The sequence below is a fragment of the Burkholderia sp. Bp9099 genome (assembly GCF_003857805.1).
Classification (GTDB): Bacteria; Pseudomonadota; Gammaproteobacteria; order Burkholderiales; family Burkholderiaceae; genus Burkholderia.
In genome coordinates, this window is the sequence record NZ_QTPU01000004.1 from 191,825 (window position 1) to 208,667 (window position 16,843).

At 69.9% G+C, this 16,843-nt stretch carries 18 protein-coding genes; 12 read left to right on the plus strand and 6 right to left on the minus strand.

Annotated elements, in window-relative coordinates; all coding sequences use genetic code 11:
- The first annotated feature begins 12 nt into the window (after window positions 1-12).
- Window positions 13-234, plus strand: coding sequence for a hypothetical protein (locus tag DIE17_RS38395; RefSeq protein ID WP_185500333.1), 222 nt, complete (start codon window positions 13-15; stop codon window positions 232-234).
- Between the two features lie 15 nt (window positions 235-249).
- Window positions 250-1,098, plus strand: a complete 849-nt coding sequence (gene fghA, locus DIE17_RS05980) for an S-formylglutathione hydrolase (protein ID WP_124522959.1) — start codon at window positions 250-252, stop codon at window positions 1,096-1,098.
- Between the two features lie 28 nt (window positions 1,099-1,126).
- Here the strand turns inward: fghA and DIE17_RS05985 are convergent, their stop codons facing one another.
- From DIE17_RS05985 to DIE17_RS06005, 5 genes are all read right to left on the minus strand, one after another.
- Window positions 1,127-1,405: a hypothetical protein gene (locus tag DIE17_RS05985; RefSeq protein WP_124523138.1), complete on the minus strand. Its 279-nt coding sequence runs from the start codon at window positions 1,403-1,405 to the stop codon at window positions 1,127-1,129.
- A gap of 195 nt (window positions 1,406-1,600) precedes the next feature.
- Window positions 1,601-2,386, minus strand: a complete 786-nt coding sequence (locus tag DIE17_RS05990) for a metal ABC transporter permease (RefSeq protein WP_044844479.1) — start codon at window positions 2,384-2,386, stop codon at window positions 1,601-1,603.
- On the minus strand, window positions 2,379-3,272 hold the full coding sequence (locus DIE17_RS05995) for an ABC transporter ATP-binding protein (RefSeq protein ID WP_124522963.1): 894 nt from the start codon (window positions 3,270-3,272) through the stop codon (window positions 2,379-2,381). The genes DIE17_RS05990 and DIE17_RS05995 overlap by 8 nt, the downstream gene beginning before the upstream one ends.
- Before the next feature lie 13 nt (window positions 3,273-3,285).
- Window positions 3,286-4,200 carry a metal ABC transporter solute-binding protein, Zn/Mn family gene (locus tag DIE17_RS06000; RefSeq protein ID WP_044844477.1) on the minus strand — a complete coding sequence of 305 codons (915 nt, stop codon included), beginning with the start codon at window positions 4,198-4,200 and terminating at the stop codon, window positions 3,286-3,288.
- Between the two features lie 48 nt (window positions 4,201-4,248).
- Window positions 4,249-4,710 carry a Fur family transcriptional regulator gene (locus DIE17_RS06005; protein WP_014896195.1) on the minus strand — a complete coding sequence of 154 codons (462 nt, stop codon included), beginning with the start codon at window positions 4,708-4,710 and terminating at the stop codon, window positions 4,249-4,251.
- 328 nt (window positions 4,711-5,038) lie between these two features.
- Between DIE17_RS06005 and DIE17_RS06010 the strand changes: the two genes are divergently transcribed.
- The 8 genes from DIE17_RS06010 (at window position 5,039) to DIE17_RS06045 (ending at window position 13,394) form a co-directional block, all read left to right on the plus strand.
- On the plus strand, window positions 5,039-5,815 hold the full coding sequence (locus DIE17_RS06010; RefSeq protein ID WP_124486942.1) for an L-iditol 2-dehydrogenase: 777 nt from the start codon (window positions 5,039-5,041) through the stop codon (window positions 5,813-5,815).
- Window positions 5,816-5,887: 72 nt separating this feature from the next.
- Window positions 5,888-6,844 (plus strand): sugar kinase, encoded by a 957-nt coding sequence (locus tag DIE17_RS06015; protein WP_185500338.1) that lies wholly within the window; start codon window positions 5,888-5,890, stop codon window positions 6,842-6,844.
- Window positions 6,832-8,184 (plus strand): D-tagatose-bisphosphate aldolase, class II, non-catalytic subunit, encoded by a 1,353-nt coding sequence (locus DIE17_RS06020; RefSeq protein ID WP_124522967.1) that lies wholly within the window; start codon window positions 6,832-6,834, stop codon window positions 8,182-8,184. The genes DIE17_RS06015 and DIE17_RS06020 overlap by 13 nt, the downstream gene beginning before the upstream one ends.
- An 89-nt stretch (window positions 8,185-8,273) precedes the next feature.
- The gene (locus tag DIE17_RS06025; RefSeq protein WP_044844474.1) at window positions 8,274-9,599 is read left to right on the plus strand and encodes a sugar ABC transporter substrate-binding protein; all 1,326 of its coding nucleotides are present in this window, start codon (window positions 8,274-8,276) and stop codon (window positions 9,597-9,599) included.
- Between the two features lie 102 nt (window positions 9,600-9,701).
- Complete coding sequence (locus DIE17_RS06030; protein WP_044844473.1) at window positions 9,702-10,649, plus strand: carbohydrate ABC transporter permease; 948 nt, start codon at window positions 9,702-9,704, stop codon at window positions 10,647-10,649.
- Window positions 10,646-11,497 (plus strand): carbohydrate ABC transporter permease, encoded by an 852-nt coding sequence (locus DIE17_RS06035; protein WP_124486945.1) that lies wholly within the window; start codon window positions 10,646-10,648, stop codon window positions 11,495-11,497. The genes DIE17_RS06030 and DIE17_RS06035 overlap by 4 nt, the downstream gene beginning before the upstream one ends.
- Complete coding sequence (locus DIE17_RS06040) at window positions 11,494-12,222, plus strand: HAD family hydrolase (protein ID WP_124522969.1); 729 nt, start codon at window positions 11,494-11,496, stop codon at window positions 12,220-12,222. Before DIE17_RS06035 ends, DIE17_RS06040 begins: the two co-directional genes overlap by 4 nt.
- Before the next feature lie 62 nt (window positions 12,223-12,284).
- Window positions 12,285-13,394 (plus strand): ABC transporter ATP-binding protein, encoded by a 1,110-nt coding sequence (locus tag DIE17_RS06045; RefSeq protein WP_124522971.1) that lies wholly within the window; start codon window positions 12,285-12,287, stop codon window positions 13,392-13,394.
- A 13-nt stretch (window positions 13,395-13,407) separates the two neighbouring features.
- Here the strand turns inward: DIE17_RS06045 and DIE17_RS06050 are convergent, their stop codons facing one another.
- Window positions 13,408-14,292, minus strand: a complete 885-nt coding sequence (locus DIE17_RS06050) for a LysR family transcriptional regulator (RefSeq protein WP_124522973.1) — start codon at window positions 14,290-14,292, stop codon at window positions 13,408-13,410.
- Window positions 14,293-14,405: 113 nt separating this feature from the next.
- Between DIE17_RS06050 and DIE17_RS06055 the strand changes: the two genes are divergently transcribed.
- On the plus strand, window positions 14,406-15,608 hold the full coding sequence (locus tag DIE17_RS06055; RefSeq protein WP_124522975.1) for a serine hydrolase: 1,203 nt from the start codon (window positions 14,406-14,408) through the stop codon (window positions 15,606-15,608).
- Window positions 15,605-16,843 carry an MFS transporter gene (locus DIE17_RS06060; protein ID WP_124522977.1) on the plus strand — a complete coding sequence of 413 codons (1,239 nt, stop codon included), beginning with the start codon at window positions 15,605-15,607 and terminating at the stop codon, window positions 16,841-16,843. The genes DIE17_RS06055 and DIE17_RS06060 overlap by 4 nt, the downstream gene beginning before the upstream one ends.

A 16,843-nucleotide genomic window follows, 5' to 3' on the forward strand; every position in this document is an offset into this window, starting at 1 on the left:
ACTTGTCCTGGATTGTCCTGTTGCGACAGCGGTGACGCCTCGCGGCAAGCCGACGACCGTTTCCCGCGCGCGACGGGCAGCGGGATCGGAGATCATGCCGGACACGATACGGCTTCGCCGTGTCGCGCGGTACGGCTCGACCTGATCACGCATGCGCTGCCGCGCGAGATGCTCGACGACGGCGTCGACCCGATGAAGAAGGGCGAATCGATTCGCCCGATCGTGCTGTATTGAACGGAAGGGAACCCCATGCTCGAACTCGTTTCTTCGCATGCTTGCCACGGTGGCGAGCAACGCTTCTATCGCCACGATTCGAAGGCGATCGGCCTGCCGATGAAGTTCTCGGTGTACCTGCCGCCGCAGGCGGCGCACGGCCGCGTGCCGGCGCTGTTCTATCTCGCGGGGCTCACCTGCACCGAGGAGACGTTCGCGATCAAGGGCGGCGCGCAGCAGTACGCGGCGCAGCACGGCCTCGCGCTCGTGATGCCCGACACGAGCCCGCGCGGCGCGGGTGTGCCGGGCGAGTCGGAGGCGTGGGATTTCGGCGTCGGCGCGGGTTTCTATGTCGACGCGACGCAAGCACCGTGGTCGACGCATTACCGGATGGAGTCGTACGTGACGGGCGAGCTGCGCGAACTCGTCGCGGCCGAGCTGCCGATCGACGGCGCGCGGCTCGGAATCTTCGGCCACTCGATGGGCGGGCACGGCGCGCTGACGCTCGCGCTGCGTCACCCCGACCTGTACCGGTCGGTGTCGGCGTTCGCGCCGATCGCCGCGCCGACGCGCTGCCCGTGGGGCGAGAAGGCGTTCTCGGGTTATCTGGGTGCCGACCGCGAAGCGTGGAAACAGCACGACGCAAGCGAGCTCGTCGCGCGCGCGGATGCGCCGAAGTTCGCGGACGGCATTCTCGTCGACCAGGGCCTCGCCGACCAGTTCCTCGCGAACCAGCTGAACCCCGACGTGTTCGAAGCCGCGTGCGCGAAAGCCGGCCAGCCGCTGACGCTGCGCCGCCATGCGGGCTACGACCACGGTTACTACTTCATCTCGACGTTCATCGCCGATCACGTCGCGCATCATGCGCGGGTGCTGGCACGTTAGTGCGATAAACCGGCCGCGCCATCCGCCATCAGCGAGTGGCGCGGCGCTTCCACTTTCGCAGCGTGCGCAAGGCGAGCCAGGTCACCGGTATCACGACCGCAAGCGCTATCAGCAAATGCACGACGATGACGAGATCATCGCCCGACTCGCCGTCCCAGAATCCGGGAACATGCGTGACGAGCCAAGCCCACGCGCGCTCGGGTATCGGCAGTGCGAACGACTCGTGAGTGAGGCACAGCCGTGCAAGCGACACGGATGCCACGAGTACCCAAGCGGTCACCGCGGCTCGGTACGCGACTCGCTTCATTTGACTGTAATCGTGCCGTACGCACGCACGGAGGAGCCGGGGATCGGAACCGGCTTCTGCGCGATCAGCAAGTTTCTCAGTCGCGCGTAATCGATCGTCGATTCGATGGTCACGCATACCCTGCTGATTCCCTGCACGCCTTTGGGGGCGTGCCGACATGCGCGATTGCGCACCCTGTCGAGCGCCCGCTGAACGTCATGTGCGTCGCCGCAACAGGCTCGCCCCATACACGAGCGCGGACAGCGCGGTGATCCAGAAACTCGTCGGCCAGTCGGTGTGATACGCGAGCGCGATCCCGGCCCACGCTTCGAACAGCGCGAACAGCGCGGCGAGCAGCACGCCGGTCGACAGCCGCGTCGACACGTTCTGCGCGGCCGCGGCCGGCCCGACCAGCAGCGTGAACACGAGCAGCACGCCGACGATCTGCGTCGCCGCGGCCACCGCGAGCGCGCACACCGCGAGGAACAGCATCGACACCGTGCGCAGCGACACGCCCTTGGCTTCGGCCAGTTCGGGCTGCAGCGACGCGAACAGCAGCGGCCGCGCGATCAGCGCGAGCGCGACGAGGCTCACCGCGCCGATGCCTGCCAGCACCGCGAGCGTATCGTGGCTGACCGCGAGCACGTTGCCGAACAGCAGCGCGGTGACCTGCGTCGCGAACGACGTGTAGAAATGCAGGAACAGCAGCCCGAAGCCGAGCGCGCCCGACAGGATCACGCCGATCGCGACGTCGCGGCCGGCGAGCCGTTCGCCGAGCGCGCCCATCCCGATCCCGGCCGCGAGCGTGAAGCCGACCATCCCCCAGATCGGCGAGATGCCGAGCAGCACCGCGCCGGTCGCGCCGGTGAAGCCGACGTGCGACAGCGCGTGGCCGGCGAAGGTTTGTCCGCGCAGCACCAGGAAGTAGCCGACGATGCCCGCGAGCACCGCGACGATCCCCGACGCGGCGAACGCGTTGATCATGAAGTCGTATTCAAACATCGTGCGAATGCCCGGGATGAGCGTGTCCGTGGTGGTGGTGACCGTGATCGTGACCGCCGCCGCCGTGCGAGTGGCCGTCGTCGTCCTCGTGTTCGTGATCGTGCTTCTCGATTTCGACGTCGCCCGACATCACGAAGATCCTGCCGTTCACGCGCATCACGTCGATCGGCGAGCCGTACAGGCGCGACAGCACGGGTTTCGTGATCACCTCGTCGACGGTGCCGAGCGCCGCGACGCCGTTGCCGAGATACAGCACGCGGTCGAGCGCGTTCAGCAGCGGATTCAGTTCGTGCGCGGAAAACAGCACGGTGATGCCGAGCTCGCGCTGGACGTTGCGCACGAGTTCGACGACGCCGCGCTGGTGGTTCGGGTCGAGGCTGATCAGCGGCTCGTCGAGCAGCAGCAGCTTCGGGCTGCCGAGCAGGCACTGCGCGAGCAGCAGGCGCTGCCGCTCGCCGCCCGACAGTTCCGACAGCGGCCGGCGCGCGAGCGTCGGGCCGCCGACGAGGTCGAGCACGCGGTCGACGTCGCGCCGCGTCGCGGCGTTCGTGTGCGGCAGCCCCCAGCGGTGGCCGTCGGCGGCCATCGCGACGAAGTCGTAGCCGCGCATCCGGCGATTCGCGAGGCCGCTTCTGATCTGCGGCATGTAGCCGATCGACGCGTTGCCGCGCACGACCGGCACGCCGCCGACCGACAGCGTGCCACCCGTGACGGGCACGAGGCCGAGCACCGCGCGCATCAGCGTCGTCTTGCCCGCGCCGTTCGGCCCGAGCACGCCGACGAATTCGCCGGGTTCGATCGAGAAGCTCACGTTGCGCAGGATCGTGCGTCCGCCCAGTTCGAGCGTGACGCGATCGAGTGCGAGTGCGTGGGGAGTGGCGGTCATGTCGTAGCGTGAATCATTTCTTGCTGGCGGAAAGCGCGGCCGCGAGCGCGTCGAGCTGGCCGGCCATCCATTGCTGGAAGGTCTTGCCGGCCGGTTGCGTCTCGGTGACGCTGACGCTCGGCACGCCGCCGTCGCGCGCGACCTTCAGCAGGCGCTTGGTCATCGGCGCTTCGGCCTGGCTGTTGTAGATCAGCACGCGCACCTGCTTCTTGCGCAGGTCGTTCTCGAACGCGGCGACGTCCTGCGCGCTGGCTTCGGTGTCGTTCATCGTCGCGAGCTGGAAGCGCTGGTTGCGCATGTCGAGGCCGATCGCATCCGACATGTAGCCGAACACCGGCTCGGTGGCCGTCACCGGCACGCCCTTGTACTGCGCGCGCAGCGCGGCGACCTTGTCGTCGATCGGCTTCAGCGACGCGACGAACTTCTGCAGGTTCGCGTCGTAGTCGGCCTTGTTCGCCGGGTCGGCCCGGCCGAGCTCGGCCGCGATCGCGCGCGCCGCGGCCGGCATGGTCGCCGGGTCGTACCACAGGTGCGGGTTGTCGCCGGCCTTCTTGCCGACGAGATCCGCGACGACGATCGTCGCGCGCTTCGCCTGCTTCGATGCGGACAGCAGCTTGGCCATCCACGGGTCGTAGTTCGCGCCGTTGTAGATCACGACCTGCGCGTGCTGCAGCGCGCGCGCGGTCTTCGGGCTCGCTTCGAACAGGTGCGGATCCTGGTCGGGACTGCTGAGGATGCTGGTTACCGCGACATGGCGGCCGCCGATCTGCGACGCGACGTCGCCATAGAAATTCTCGGCGGCGACCACGTTGACGGTCGCGGCCTGCGCGAACGCGGGCGCCGCGATCGACAGCGCGGCAGCAGCAGCGGCCAGCAGGCGGGCAAGCGGCAGGGCGCGCCGCGGCGCGCGCTTCAGGGCAATGGACATGGAACTCCTCGTTGGAAGGGGCGGCGCCGTGCGCCGCGCGGTGCGGTGTCAGCGTTGCGCGGGCTTGCCCTTGCAGTGCCCGCACAGGCCGTTCAGCTCGACGACCTGGTGGTGGACTTCGAACCCGTGCGCGGGCTCGCTCGCGGACAACTGTTTCGCGAGGTCGCTGCCCGGGATCTCGACGGTCTCGCCGCACGAATCGCAGATCAGGAACTGGCCTTCGTGCGGCACGCCGATCTCGCAGCACGCGAAGAACGCGTTCTTCGATTCGATCCGGTGGATGAAGCCGTGCTCGACGAGGAAATCCAGCGCGCGATAGACGGTCGTGGGCGGCACGCGGCCGCGTTGGGGCTCGAGCTCGGCGAGCAGGTCGTACGCGCCGATCGGGCGCTGCGCGGCCAGCACGCGTTCGTAGACCTGGCGGCGCAGCGGCGTCCACGCGAGCCCGTGCTCGGCGGCGAATGCGTCGGCCCGGGACAGCCGGGCGTCGATGGGCGATGAGGTGGCCATGGCGTGAAGCAGGCAATGAAACGAAGTATCGCGATGATATAACGTATCTCCATGCCGTGCAGCCCGAATTCCTGCCGATGCACGCGCTCTGTCCCCTTCAGCGCCGTTTCAGCCGCGCCGCACCCAGCCCGCCGCGCCTTGCCGGGCGCGGGTCGCCGGCCGGCGCACGGCGCGGCCGTGCCGCAGCGCATCATCGAAAGCCGCCGTGTCGCCTTGACAGCATGAATCGCGTATCCGATCATTCGATCAACAACAGAGCAATTGATCGGCCGGCGAGCGTTCGCTCACCTCGCGGCCTTCGTGCAGCAGAACGAACCGGAGACAACCAGTGAGACTGGCAGACAAGGTCGCGATCCTGACGGGCGCGGCAAGCGGCATCGGCGAAGCGGTCGCGCAACGCTATCTGGACGAGGGCGCGCGCTGCGTGCTGGTCGACGTGAAGCCGCCGAGCGGCTCGCTCGCGCGGCTGATCGAGCAAAATCCCGGCCGGGCGGTGGCCGTTACCGCGGACGTCACGCGCCGCGACGACATCGCGCGCATCGTCGCGACCGCGGTCGAGCGCTTCGGCGGCGTCGACATCCTGTTCAACAACGCGGCGCTGTTCGACATGCGCCCGCTCCTCGACGAATCCTGGGACGTGTTCGACCGGCTGTTCGCGGTCAACGTGAAAGGGCTGTTCTTCCTGATGCAGGCGGTCGCGCAGCGGATGGTCGAGCAGGGCCGCGGCGGCAAGATCGTCAACATGTCGTCGCAGGCGGGGCGTCGCGGCGAGGCACTCGTTTCGCACTACTGCGCGACCAAGGCCGCGGTAATCAGCTATACGCAGTCGGCCGCGCTCGCGCTCGCACCGCACCGGATCAACGTGAACGGCATCGCGCCGGGCGTGGTCGACACGCCGATGTGGGAGCAGGTCGATGCGTTGTTCGCGCGCTACGAGAACCGGCCGCTCGGCGAGAAGAAGCGGCTCGTCGGCGTTGCCGTGCCGCTCGGGCGGATGGGCGTGCCGGGCGACCTGACGGGCGCCGCGCTGTTCCTCGCGTCGGCCGACGCCGACTACATCACCGCCCAGACGCTGAACGTCGACGGCGGCAACTGGATGAGCTGAAGTGGCGCCGCTCGCACGCTTACCCCTGGCGTTCGTGCCGCGCGCGGCCGCCGCCGCACGAGGACACGCATGATGGCGGAGATCGTGGTTGCCGGCGAACTGCTGGCCGAATTCGTCGCCGCCGAGCGCGGCCAGGGCTTCGACGTGCCGGGCCTGTTCGCGGGCCCGTTCCCGAGCGGCGCGCCGGCGATCTTCGCCGACCAGGCCGCGCGGCTCGGCGTGCGCGTCGCGTATGCGGGCTGCGTCGGCCGCGACGCGTTCGGCGACGCGATCGTCGCGCGGCTCGAGCGCGATGGCGTCGACGTCGCGCGCATCCGCCGCGTCGCACGTCCGACCGGCACCGCGTTCGTCGCGTATCGCGACGACGGTTCGCGCAGCTTCGTGTTCAGCCTGTCGACCAGCGCGGCCGCGTGCGTCGACGCATCCGACGTCGACACCGCGATGTTCGACGGCTGCCGCTACTTCCACGTGATGGGCTCGTCGCTGACGAGCGAATCGGCGATCGCGGCGGTCCAGCGCGGCGTGATCGAGGCGGCGCGCGCCGGCGCGAAGGTGTCGTTCGACCCGAACGTGCGGCCCGAGATGCTGAGCTTCCGCCCGATGCGCGCGGCGCTCGACACGCTGCTCGCCGCGTGCCACCTGTTCCTGCCGAGCGAGGCCGACCTGCCGTTCTTCTGCGGGCCGCAGCCGGCCGAGCGCGCGATCGCCGGGCTGCTCGCGACGCATCCGCTGCTCGAACGCGTCGTGCTCAAGCGCGGCGCGGCCGGCAGCGTGGCGTTCGACCGCGCGAGCCGCGTTGACGCGCCGGCTTATCCCGTCGACGAACGCGACCCGACCGGCGCCGGCGACTGCTTCGGCGGCACGCTGGTCGCGAGTCTCGTCACCGGCCTGCCGATCGACGTCGCACTGCGCCGCGCGAACGCGGCCGGCGCGATCGCGGTCACGCGGCGCGGCCCGATGGAGGGCAACAGCAGCGCGGCCGAGATCGACCGCTTCCTGACCGAACGAGGTGTCGCATGCCCGGCCTGACTTCCACTGCCGAACGCCCGCGCAGCGCGCACGCCGGCGCCGTGCTGCGAATGATCTTCGACGCGAACCGCGCGCAGGCGCAGCGCGGCATCTATTCGGTCTGCAGCGCGCACCGGCTCGTGCTGGAGGCCGCGTGCGAGGCCGCGCGCGCGGACGGCTCGCCGCTCCTGATCGAGGCGACCTGCAACCAGGTGAACCATCTCGGCGGCTATACGGGCATGACGCCCGCCGATTTCCGGCGCGACGTCGATGCGATCGCGCAGCGCTGCGGGCTCGCGCCGTCGGCGCTGGTGCTCGGCGGCGATCATCTGGGACCGAACCCGTGGCGGCACCGCCGCGCGGCCGACGCGATGCGCGAAGCGGCCGCGATGGTCGCCGCGTATGTCGAAGCCGGGTTCGAGAAGATCCATCTCGATGCGAGCATGGCGTGTGCGGACGATCCGGCGCGGCTCGACGACCGGACGATCGCCGCGCGCGCGGCCGGGCTGTGCCGCGCGGCCGAAGACGCGGCGGCGCGCGCCGGCGTCGCGCCCGTCTACGTGATCGGCACCGAGGTGCCGACGCCGGGCGGCGAAGTGGCCGGCGACGCAGCCGGCGATGCGATCGCGCGGATCGCGGTCACGCGCAGCGACAGCATCGCGGCGACGCTCGACGCGCATCGCAGCGCATTCGCGGCGGCCGGGCTCGACGACGCATGGACGCGCGTGGTCGCGATCGTCGCGCAGCCGGGCGTCGATTTCGACGATCGCCACGTGCTCGACTACGACAGCGCGAAGGCCGCATCGCTCGGTGCAAGCATCCTGCGCACGCCGCGCCTCGTGTTCGAAGCGCATTCGACCGACTACCAGACCGAAGGCGCGCTCGCCGCGCTCGTGCGCGACCACTTCGCGGTGCTGAAGGTTGGCCCCGCGCTGACCTTCGCGCTGCGCGAGGCGCTGTTCGCGCTCACCTTCATCGAGGACGCGCTGATCGGCGACGGCGCGCAGCGCTCGCGGTTGCGCGACGTGGTCGATGCCGCGATGCGCGCGCAGCCCGAGCACTGGGCGCCGTACTACCGCGGCGACGAGACCGAGCAGCGGCTCGCGCGCCAGTTCAGCTACAGCGACCGGATCCGCTACTACTGGCTGCAGCCGGCCGTCGCGGCGGCGGTCGAGCAGTTGTTCGACAACCTCGCGCGGCAACCGGTGCCCGAAACGCTCGTCGCGCAGTGGCTGCCGGACGTGTACGCGGCGTGCCGCGCGGGTGGCCTCGCGAAGGAGCCGCGCGCCTGGGTGCGCCACCGGATACGCGACGTGATCGCGCACTATGCGCGCGCGTGCGGGATGCAGCGGCCGGCGTGACGGGCCGCGAAGGAAGTGCAGCAACGCGACACACGCAATACGCAATACGCAACACCGACGACAGTTCGAACAATCACAGGAGACATGCCATGCAACGAAAGATGCTCGATGCCGCCGTACGCTGCTTCGCCGGGGCCGCGCTCGCGACGGCCGCGTGCGCGGCGTCCGCCGGCACGCTGACGATCGCGACGCTGAACAACCCGGACATGATCGAGTTGAAGAAGCTGTCGCCGGCGTTCGAGAAGGCGAACCCGGATATCAAGCTGAACTGGGTGATCCTCGAGGAGAACGTGCTGCGCCAGCGCGCGACCACCGACATCACGACCGGCAGCGGCCAGTTCGACGTGATGGCGATCGGCACCTACGAGACGCCGCAGTGGGGCAAGCGCGGCTGGCTCGCGCCGATCACGGGGCTGCCCGCCGACTACGACCTGAACGACATCGTGAAGACCGCACGCGACAGCCTGTCGTACAACGGCCAGCTGTATGCGCTGCCGTTCTACGTCGAGAGCTCGATGACGTTCTACCGCAAGGACCTGTTCGCTGCGAAGGGGCTCAAGATGCCCGACCAGCCGACCTACGACCAGATCGCCGAGTTCGCGGACAAGCTCACCGACAAGGCGAAGGGCACCTACGGGATCTGCCTGCGCGGCAAGGCCGGCTGGGGCGAGAACATGGCGTACGTGTCGACGGTCGTGAACACGTTCGGCGGGCGCTGGTTCGACGAGAACTGGAACGCGCAGCTCACGTCGCCGGAATGGAAGAAGGCGATCGGCTTCTACGTGAACCTGCTGAAGAAGGACGGCCCGCCGGGAGCGAGCTCGAACGGCTTCAACGAGAACCTGACCCTGACCGCGTCGGGCAAGTGCGCGATGTGGATCGACGCGACGGTCGCGGCCGGGATGCTCTATAACAAACAGCAGTCGCAGGTCGCCGACCGGATCGGCTTCGCCGCCGCGCCGGTCGCCGCCACGCCGAAGGGCTCGCACTGGCTGTGGGCGTGGGCGCTGGCCGTGCCGAAGACGTCGAAGCAGCAGGACGCCGCGCGCAAGTTCATCGCGTGGGCGACGTCGAAGCAGTACATCGAGATGGTCGGCAAGGACGAAGGCTGGGCGTCGGTGCCGCCGGGCACCCGCACGTCGACCTACCAGCGCGCCGAGTACAAGGCCGCCGCGCCGTTCTCGGACTTCGTGCTGAAGGCGATCGAGACGGCCGACCCGAACGATCCGTCGCTGAAGAAGGTGCCGTACACGGGCGTGCAGTACGTCGGGATTCCTGAATTCCAGTCGTTCGGCACGGTGGTCGGGCAGGCGATCGCGGGTGCGGTGGCCGGCCAGATGACGGTCGACCAGGCGCTCGCCGCCGGGCAGGCGGCGGCCGACCGCGCGGTCCGGCAGGCCGGCTACAAGAAGTAACGCGGCTGGCACCGTGCGCGCCGCCGCGCACGGTGCGCGTCGCCGATGCAGAAAGGCGGGCCGCCCGTTCGTGCCCGCGTCTCAACCGGAGGGACTCCGATCATGCGTCATTTGCGTCTTCCCCTGAGCCACGCGTCGCCGGTCGGCGATGCATCGTCGCCGCCGGGCGCGCCGCGCCGCGCGCGCGGCGGCGCCAGCTGGCTCGTGTCGCCGTCCGTCGCGGTGCTGCTGCTGTGGATGTCGATCCCGCTCGCGATGACGATCTGGTATTCGTTCTCGCGCTACAACCTGCTGAACCCGGACGTGAAGGGCTTCGCCGGGATCGACAACTACCGCTTCCTCGCGACCGATCCGTCGTTCCTGCCCGCGATCTGGCACACGCTCGTGCTGATCGGCGCGGTGCTCGCGATCACCGTGGTCGGCGGCGTGCTGATGGCCGTGCTGTTCGACCGCAAGTTCTACGGGCAGGGCGTGGCCCGCCTGCTCGCGATCGCGCCGTTCTTCGTGATGCCGACGGTCGCCGCGCTGATCTGGAAGAACATGATCCTGCATCCGGTGTACGGGCTCGTCGCGAACGCGATGCGCGCGCTCGGGATGACGCCGATCGACTGGTTCGCCGATTACCCGCTCACCGCCGTGATCATCATCGTCGCGTGGCAGTGGCTGCCGTTCGCGTTCCTGATCCTGTTCACCGCGATCCAGTCGCTCGACCAGGAGCAGAAGGAAGCCGCGCGCATCGACGGCGCGGGCCCGATCGCGATGTTTTTCTACATCACGCTGCCGCACCTGAAGCGCGCGATCGCCGTGGTCGTGATGATGGAGACGATCTTCCTGCTGTCGATCTTCGCGGAGATCTACACGACGACGGGCGGCGGCCCGGGCGATGCGACGACCAACCTGTCGTACCTGATCTATGCGCTCGGCCTGCAGCAGTTCGACGTCGGCCTCGCATCCGCGGGGGGGATCATCGCCGTCGTGGTCGCGAACGTCGTGTCGTTCTTCCTGGTGCGGATGCTCGCGCGCAACCTGAAGGGGGAGTACGAGAAATGAGCGACCTGACTTTGGAAGGCCGGCGCGCGCCGGCTGCATTCGACCTCGTGCGGCGCGCGCTGCCCGGTGCGCTCGCGTGGCTGCTCGCGCTGCTGCTGTTCTTCCCGATCTTCTGGATGGCGATCACCGCGTTCAAGACCGAGCAGCAGGCGTATGCGTCGACGCTGTTCTTCATGCCGACGCTCGACAGCTTCCGCGAGGTGTTCGCGCGCAGCAACTACTTCTCGTTCGCGTGGAACTCGGTGCTGATCTCGGCCGGCGTCACGGTGATCTCGCTGCTGCTCGCGGTGCCGGCGGCCTACGCGATGGCGTTCTTCCCGAACCACCGCACGCAGAAGGTGCTGCTGTGGATGCTGTCGACCAAGATGATGCCGTCGGTCGGCGTGCTCGTGCCGATCTACCTGCTGTGGAAGAACGCGGGGCTGCTCGATACCGTGTCGGGCCTCGTGATCGTGTACACGCTGATCAACCTGCCGATCGCGGTGTGGATGACCTTCACGTACTTCAACGAGATCCCGAAGGACATCCTCGAAGCGGGGCGCATCGACGGCGCGTCGACGTGGCAGGAGATCGTCTACCTGCTGATGCCGATGGCGCTGCCGGGGCTCGCGTCCACCGCGCTGCTGCTCGTGATCCTGTCGTGGAACGAGGCGTTCTGGAGCATCAACCTGTCGAGCTCGAACGCCGCGCCGCTGACCGTGTTCATCGCGTCGTACTCGAGCCCCGAGGGGCTGTTCTGGGCGAAGCTGTCCGCGGCTTCCCTGCTCGCGGTCGCGCCGATCCTGATCGTCGGCTGGCTGTCGCAGAAGCAGCTCGTGCGCGGGCTCACGTTCGGGGCGGTCAAATGAGCGCTACCGGCGAAGGTGCGGCCGGCGAACGCGCGTTCGGTCACGGGATGAACGTGCTGATCTGCGACTGCGACGGCGTGCTGATCGACAGCGAGGCCGTCGCCGCCGACGTGATCGTGCGCGAGCTCGATGCGCGCTGGCCGGGTGTCGACGCGCGGCCGGCGGTGATGCCGCTGCTCGGGCTGCGCATCGAGCGCGTGCTGGCCGGCGCGGGCGAGGCCGTCGGCCGCACGCTGTCGGCCGGCGACGTCGACGCGATCCGCCGCGCGGTCGAGGCGGCGGCCGTCAACGCGCCGATGGTCGACGGCATCGACAAGGCCCTCGCGGCGCTCAACCTGACGACCGCGTGCGCGAGCAACAGCTACCGCGCGTACGTCGAGGCGGCGCTCGCGCGCACCGGCCTCGCGCGCTTCTTCGGCGACCGGCTGTTCTGCGCGGACGCCGTGGCGAGGCCGAAGCCGGCGCCCGACGTGTATCTCGCGGCCGCGCGTGCGCTCGGCGCGGTGCCCGCGCAGTGCCTCGTCGTCGAGGACAGCGTGACCGGCATCACCGCGGCCGCCGCGGCCGGCATGACCGTGCTCGGCTTCGTCGGCGGCGGGCATGCGTCGGCCGCGCAGATCGACGCGTTGCGCGGGATCGGCGCGCGTCACGTATTCGACGACATGCACGAGCTGCCCGGCTACGTCGCGCGCTGGCAGGCGACTGGCGCGGTGCTGCCGGGCTAGCAACCAGGAACGAATGCGCGCCGCCTTCAACGCGGCGCATCACGAACGAACGGAGACAGACCATGGCAAGCGTGCTCCTGCGCAACATCGCGAAGCGCTACGACGACACCGAAGTGCTGCGCAACGTGAACCTCGACATCGCCGACGGCGAATTCGTCGTGTTCGTCGGGCCGAGCGGCTGCGGCAAATCCACGCTGATGCGGATGATCGCCGGGCTCGAGGACATCTCGAGCGGCGAGCTGCTGATCGACGGCGCGAAGGTCAACGACGTGCCGAGCGCCAAGCGCGGCATCGCGATGGTGTTCCAGTCGTATGCGCTGTACCCGCACATGACGCTGTACGACAACATGGCGTTCGGCCTGAAGCTCGCCGGCGCGAAGAAGCCCGAGATCGACCAGGCGGTGAAGCAGGCCGCGAAGATCCTGCACATCGACCACCTGCTCGACCGCAAGCCGAAGCAGCTGTCGGGCGGCCAGCGGCAGCGCGTCGCGATCGGCCGCGCGATCACGCGCAAGCCGAAGGTGTTCCTGTTCGACGAGCCGTTGTCGAACCTCGACGCGGCGCTGCGCGTGAAGATGCGGCTGGAATTCGCGCGGCTGCACGACGAGCTGAAGACCACGATGATCTACGTGACGCACGACCAGGTCGAGGCGATGACGCTCGCCGACAAGATCGTCGTGCTGTCGGGCGGCGCGGTGCAGCAGGTCGGCACGCCGAACGCGCTGTACCACGCGCCGGCCAACCAGTTCGTCGCGGGCTTCATCGGCTCGCCGAAGATGAACTTCCTGAAAGGCACCGTCGAGTCGGTCGACGCGGCCGGCGTGCTGGTGCGCTTCGGCAGCGGCGAGACGCAGCGCGTCGCGGTCGAGGCGGCCGGGCTGCTGCGCGGCGCGGCGGTGACCGTCGGCGTGCGGCCCGAGCATCTGATGGTGGGGCAGGCGGAGACCGGCGTGGCCGCGCGGACGATGGCCGTCGAATCGCTCGGCGATGCCGCGTACCTGTATGCGGAGTCGGCGGTCGCGCCGGACGGGCTGATCGCGCGGATTCCGCCGCTCGACATGTACCGCACCGGCGAGGCGCTGCACGTGCATGCGCAGGCCGAGCACTGCCACCTGTTCGACGAGCAAGGCCAGGCGTTCCGGCGCTTGAGCGCGCACGCGAAGGCGGCGTGAGGGCGCGCGCCGGTCAGAGCCGCAGGTGGTCGGCCATGTAATCGACGAAGGCACGCAGTTTCGGCGTCGGATGGCGGCCTGACGGCCACAGGACGTAGATCGGCGTGCAGCTCGCGACGTGTTCGTCGAGCACCGCGCACAACGTGCCGTCGTCGAGCGCGTCGCGCACGAAGAACTCGGGCAGGCACGCGATGCCGAGCCCGCGCAGCGTGAAGCACAGGCGCGCTTCCGCGCTGTTGCTGACCATCGCGACCGGCACCTCGGGCGGCGTACTCGCATGCGGCACGCGCAGCGGCCAAGTCTCGAGCTTGCCGCTGCTCGGAAAGCGGTAGTGCAGGCAGCGATGCTGCGCGAGATCGGCCGGCGTGCGCGGCGTGCCGTGCCGCGCGAGGTAGTCGGGCGACGCGACGAGGTGCTGGCGGAAATGGCGGAGCAGCCGCGACGACAGCCGCGAATCCGTCGGCTGGCCGGTGCGCAGCACCGCGTCGAAGCCTTCCTCGACGACGTCGACGAGGCGGTCGCTGAAATCGATGTCGAGTTCGATCTCCGGATATGCGGCCATGAAATCGGCGAGCAGCGGCAGCAGCAGCGTGCCGATCGTCGGCAGGCTCACGCGCAGGCGCCCGCGCGGCGCTTCGGCGCTGTGCGTCAGTTCCTGCTCGGCCGCGTCGATCTCGGCGATCACGCGTCGGCACCGTTCCAGGAAGCGCGTGCCTTCCGCGGTCAGCGTGATGCTGCGCGTGCTGCGGTGAAAGAGCCTTACGTTCAGCCGCGCCTCGAGCCGCGCGATGCGCTTGCCGATCGCCGACGCCGACAGCCCGAGCGCGCGGCCGGCCGCGACGAAACTGCGCGTTTCCGCGACCTGGACGAACACGACGAAGCCGCCAAGATTTTCCATGCTGGTTCTCGATTGCGGACATCGATGTCCGGAGTGTCCGGAACTCTAACCCGGTTTTTCTTCTCGCGCCGGCTCCCTACGATGGGCGTTCCTTCACTGTTCGAGGTCACGCCATGTCATCCCTGCCTGTCACCGCCCACCGCGCCGAACCGGATGCCGACGCCGCGCTGCCCGAGCGCCTCGACGCCGCGCTCGATCGCGCGCTGGCCGATGCGCGCGTGGTCGGCGCGGTCGTGCTGGTCGCCCGCCACGGCCAACTTCGCTATGCGCGCGCGGCCGGTCTGGCCGATCGCGAGGCCGGCTCGCCGATGCGGGAGGACACGCTGTTCCGGCTCGCATCGGTGTCGAAGCCGATCGTGACGGCCGCCGCGATGCGGCTGGTCGCGGCGGGGCGCATCGGGCTCGACGAGCCGGTCGCGCGCTGGTTGCCCGCGTTCCGGCCGACGCTGCCCGACGGCACGCCGGCCGACATCACGTTGCGTCATCTGCTGTCGCATACGGCCGGGCTCGGCTACCGCTTCCTCGAAGCCGACGCCGACGGCCCGTATGCGCGTGCCGGCGTGTCCGACGGGATGGACCGCGCGGACCTGTCGCTCGCGGAGAACGTGCGGCGCATCGCCGGCGTGCCGCTGCGGTTCGCGCCCGGCACGTCGTGGGACTACTCGCTCGCGACCGACGTGGTCGGCGCGCTGATCGAGGCGGTCGACGGCCGGCCGCTCGCCGAAGCCGTGGCCGCGCTCGTCACGACGCCGCTCGGGATGACCGACACCGCGTTCTACTCGAATGACGCCGCGCGCTTCGCGACGCCGTACGTCAGCACGCCGGGCGCGCCGCGCCGGATGGCCGACGACGATCTCGCGCCGGTGTACGACGGCACGGTCGGCATCCGCTTCGCGCCGGCGCGCGCGTTCGACGCGGCCGCGTGGCCGTCGGGCGGCGCGGGAATGGTGGGCACCGCGCTGGACTGCATGACGCTGCTCGATGCGTTGCGCACCGGCCGCGACGGCTGGCTCGCGCGCCGCTGGATCGACGAGATGGCGCGCGTGCAGCCGGGCGCGCACGACCTGCCGGACGCGCCGGGATTCGGTTTCGGGCTCGGTTTTTCGGTGCTGCGCGATCCGGCGGCCGCGCAGTCGCCGGAGTCGGTCGGCACGTGGCGCTGGGGCGGTGCGTACGGGCATGCGTGGTTCGTCGACCGCGCGGCCGGGCTGACGGTCGTCGCGCTGACCAATACGTTGTACGAAGGGATGCACGGGCGTGTCGTCACCGACGTGCGCGACGCGGTGTATGGCGTCGACGACCGGAGCGCGGCATGAGCGGGTGCGTATCCGTTCCCGACCGCGCTTCCGACCGCGTCGCCGACCCGGCGTCCGGTCTGTCCGCACCGGTGCGCGAACGCCTGCCGGTCGCGAACCTGCTGGCGCTCGCCACCGCCGGGTTCATCACGATCCTCACCGAAGCGTTGCCGGCCGGCTTGCTCCCGTTGATGAGCATCGACCTGCGCGTGACCGAGGCGTTGATCGGCCAGCTCGTGACCGTCTACGCGCTCGGCTCGATCGTCGCGGCGATCCCGCTCGTCGCCGCGACGCGCGCGATGCGCAGGCGCCGGCTGCTGCTCGCGGCGCTTGCGGGGTTCGTCGTGTCGAATGCGTTGACGGCAGCGTCGCCGTATTACGCGCTCACGCTCGCCGCGCGCTTCGTCGCGGGCATGTCGGCCGGGCTGTTGTGGGCGCTCCTGGCCGGCTATGCGAGCCGGATGGTCGACGCATCGCTGCGCGGCCGGGCGATCGCGGTCGCGATGCTCGGCGCGCCGGTCGCGATGTCGATCGGCATCCCGGCCGGCACCGCGCTCGGCGCGATGTTCGGCTGGCGCATCGCGTTCGCGGGCATCACGGTCGCGGCGCTCGCGCTGATCGGCTGGATCCGGCTGCGCGTGCCCGACTATCCGGGGCAGCCCGCCGGCGCCCGCGAGCCGGTGCTCGGCGTGATCGCACTGCCCGGCGTGCGGCCGGTGCTGGTCGTGATGTTCGCCTATGTGCTCGCGCACAACATGCTGTACACGTACGTCGCGCCGTTCCTTGCCGGCGTGCGGATGGGCGCGCAGGTCGATGCGGTGCTGTTCGTGTTCGGTATCGCGTCGCTGGTCGGCATCGCGCTGACGGGCGCATGGATCGGCGCCGCGCAGCGGCGGCTGACGCTCGCGAGCATCGCGCTGTTCGCGCTTGCGGCGGCGATGCTCGGTGCCGGGTCCGGGATGACGATCGTTTATGCGGGTGTCGCGCTGTGGGGGCTCGCGTTCGGCGGCGCGCCGACGCTGTTCCAGACGGCCACCGCGAACGCGGCGGGCGATGCGGCCGACGTCGCGCAGTCGATGCTCGTGACGGTGTGGAACCTCGCGATCGCGGGCGGCGGCATCGCGGGCGGGATGCTGCTCGGCGCGACGGGCGCGGGCGCGATTCCGTGGGTGCTGGTCGCGCTGCTGGCGGCGGCGTGGCTCGGCGCATGGTGCGCGCGCCGGCATGCGTTTCCGGCGCCGCGCGCGGCCGCGTGA

Coding starts and splice junctions, on each gene's coding strand:
- fghA (WP_124522959.1), top strand. CDS start 250: ATGCTCGAACTCGTTTCTTCGCATGCTTGCCACGGTGGCGAGCAACGC.
- DIE17_RS05985 (WP_124523138.1), bottom strand. CDS start 1,405: ATGAAGCGAGTCGCGTACCGAGCCGCGGTGACCGCTTGGGTACTCGTG.
- DIE17_RS05990 (WP_044844479.1), bottom strand. CDS start 2,386: ATGTTTGAATACGACTTCATGATCAACGCGTTCGCCGCGTCGGGGATC.
- DIE17_RS05995 (WP_124522963.1), bottom strand. CDS start 3,272: ATGACCGCCACTCCCCACGCACTCGCACTCGATCGCGTCACGCTCGAA.
- DIE17_RS06000 (WP_044844477.1), bottom strand. CDS start 4,200: ATGTCCATTGCCCTGAAGCGCGCGCCGCGGCGCGCCCTGCCGCTTGCC.
- DIE17_RS06005 (WP_014896195.1), bottom strand. CDS start 4,710: ATGGCCACCTCATCGCCCATCGACGCCCGGCTGTCCCGGGCCGACGCA.
- DIE17_RS06015 (WP_185500338.1), top strand. CDS start 5,888: ATGGCGGAGATCGTGGTTGCCGGCGAACTGCTGGCCGAATTCGTCGCC.
- DIE17_RS06020 (WP_124522967.1), top strand. CDS start 6,832: ATGCCCGGCCTGACTTCCACTGCCGAACGCCCGCGCAGCGCGCACGCC.
- DIE17_RS06025 (WP_044844474.1), top strand. CDS start 8,274: ATGCAACGAAAGATGCTCGATGCCGCCGTACGCTGCTTCGCCGGGGCC.
- DIE17_RS06030 (WP_044844473.1), top strand. CDS start 9,702: ATGCGTCATTTGCGTCTTCCCCTGAGCCACGCGTCGCCGGTCGGCGAT.
- DIE17_RS06035 (WP_124486945.1), top strand. CDS start 10,646: ATGAGCGACCTGACTTTGGAAGGCCGGCGCGCGCCGGCTGCATTCGAC.
- DIE17_RS06040 (WP_124522969.1), top strand. CDS start 11,494: ATGAGCGCTACCGGCGAAGGTGCGGCCGGCGAACGCGCGTTCGGTCAC.
- DIE17_RS06045 (WP_124522971.1), top strand. CDS start 12,285: ATGGCAAGCGTGCTCCTGCGCAACATCGCGAAGCGCTACGACGACACC.
- DIE17_RS06050 (WP_124522973.1), bottom strand. CDS start 14,292: ATGGAAAATCTTGGCGGCTTCGTCGTGTTCGTCCAGGTCGCGGAAACG.
- DIE17_RS06055 (WP_124522975.1), top strand. CDS start 14,406: ATGTCATCCCTGCCTGTCACCGCCCACCGCGCCGAACCGGATGCCGAC.
- DIE17_RS06060 (WP_124522977.1), top strand. CDS start 15,605: ATGAGCGGGTGCGTATCCGTTCCCGACCGCGCTTCCGACCGCGTCGCC.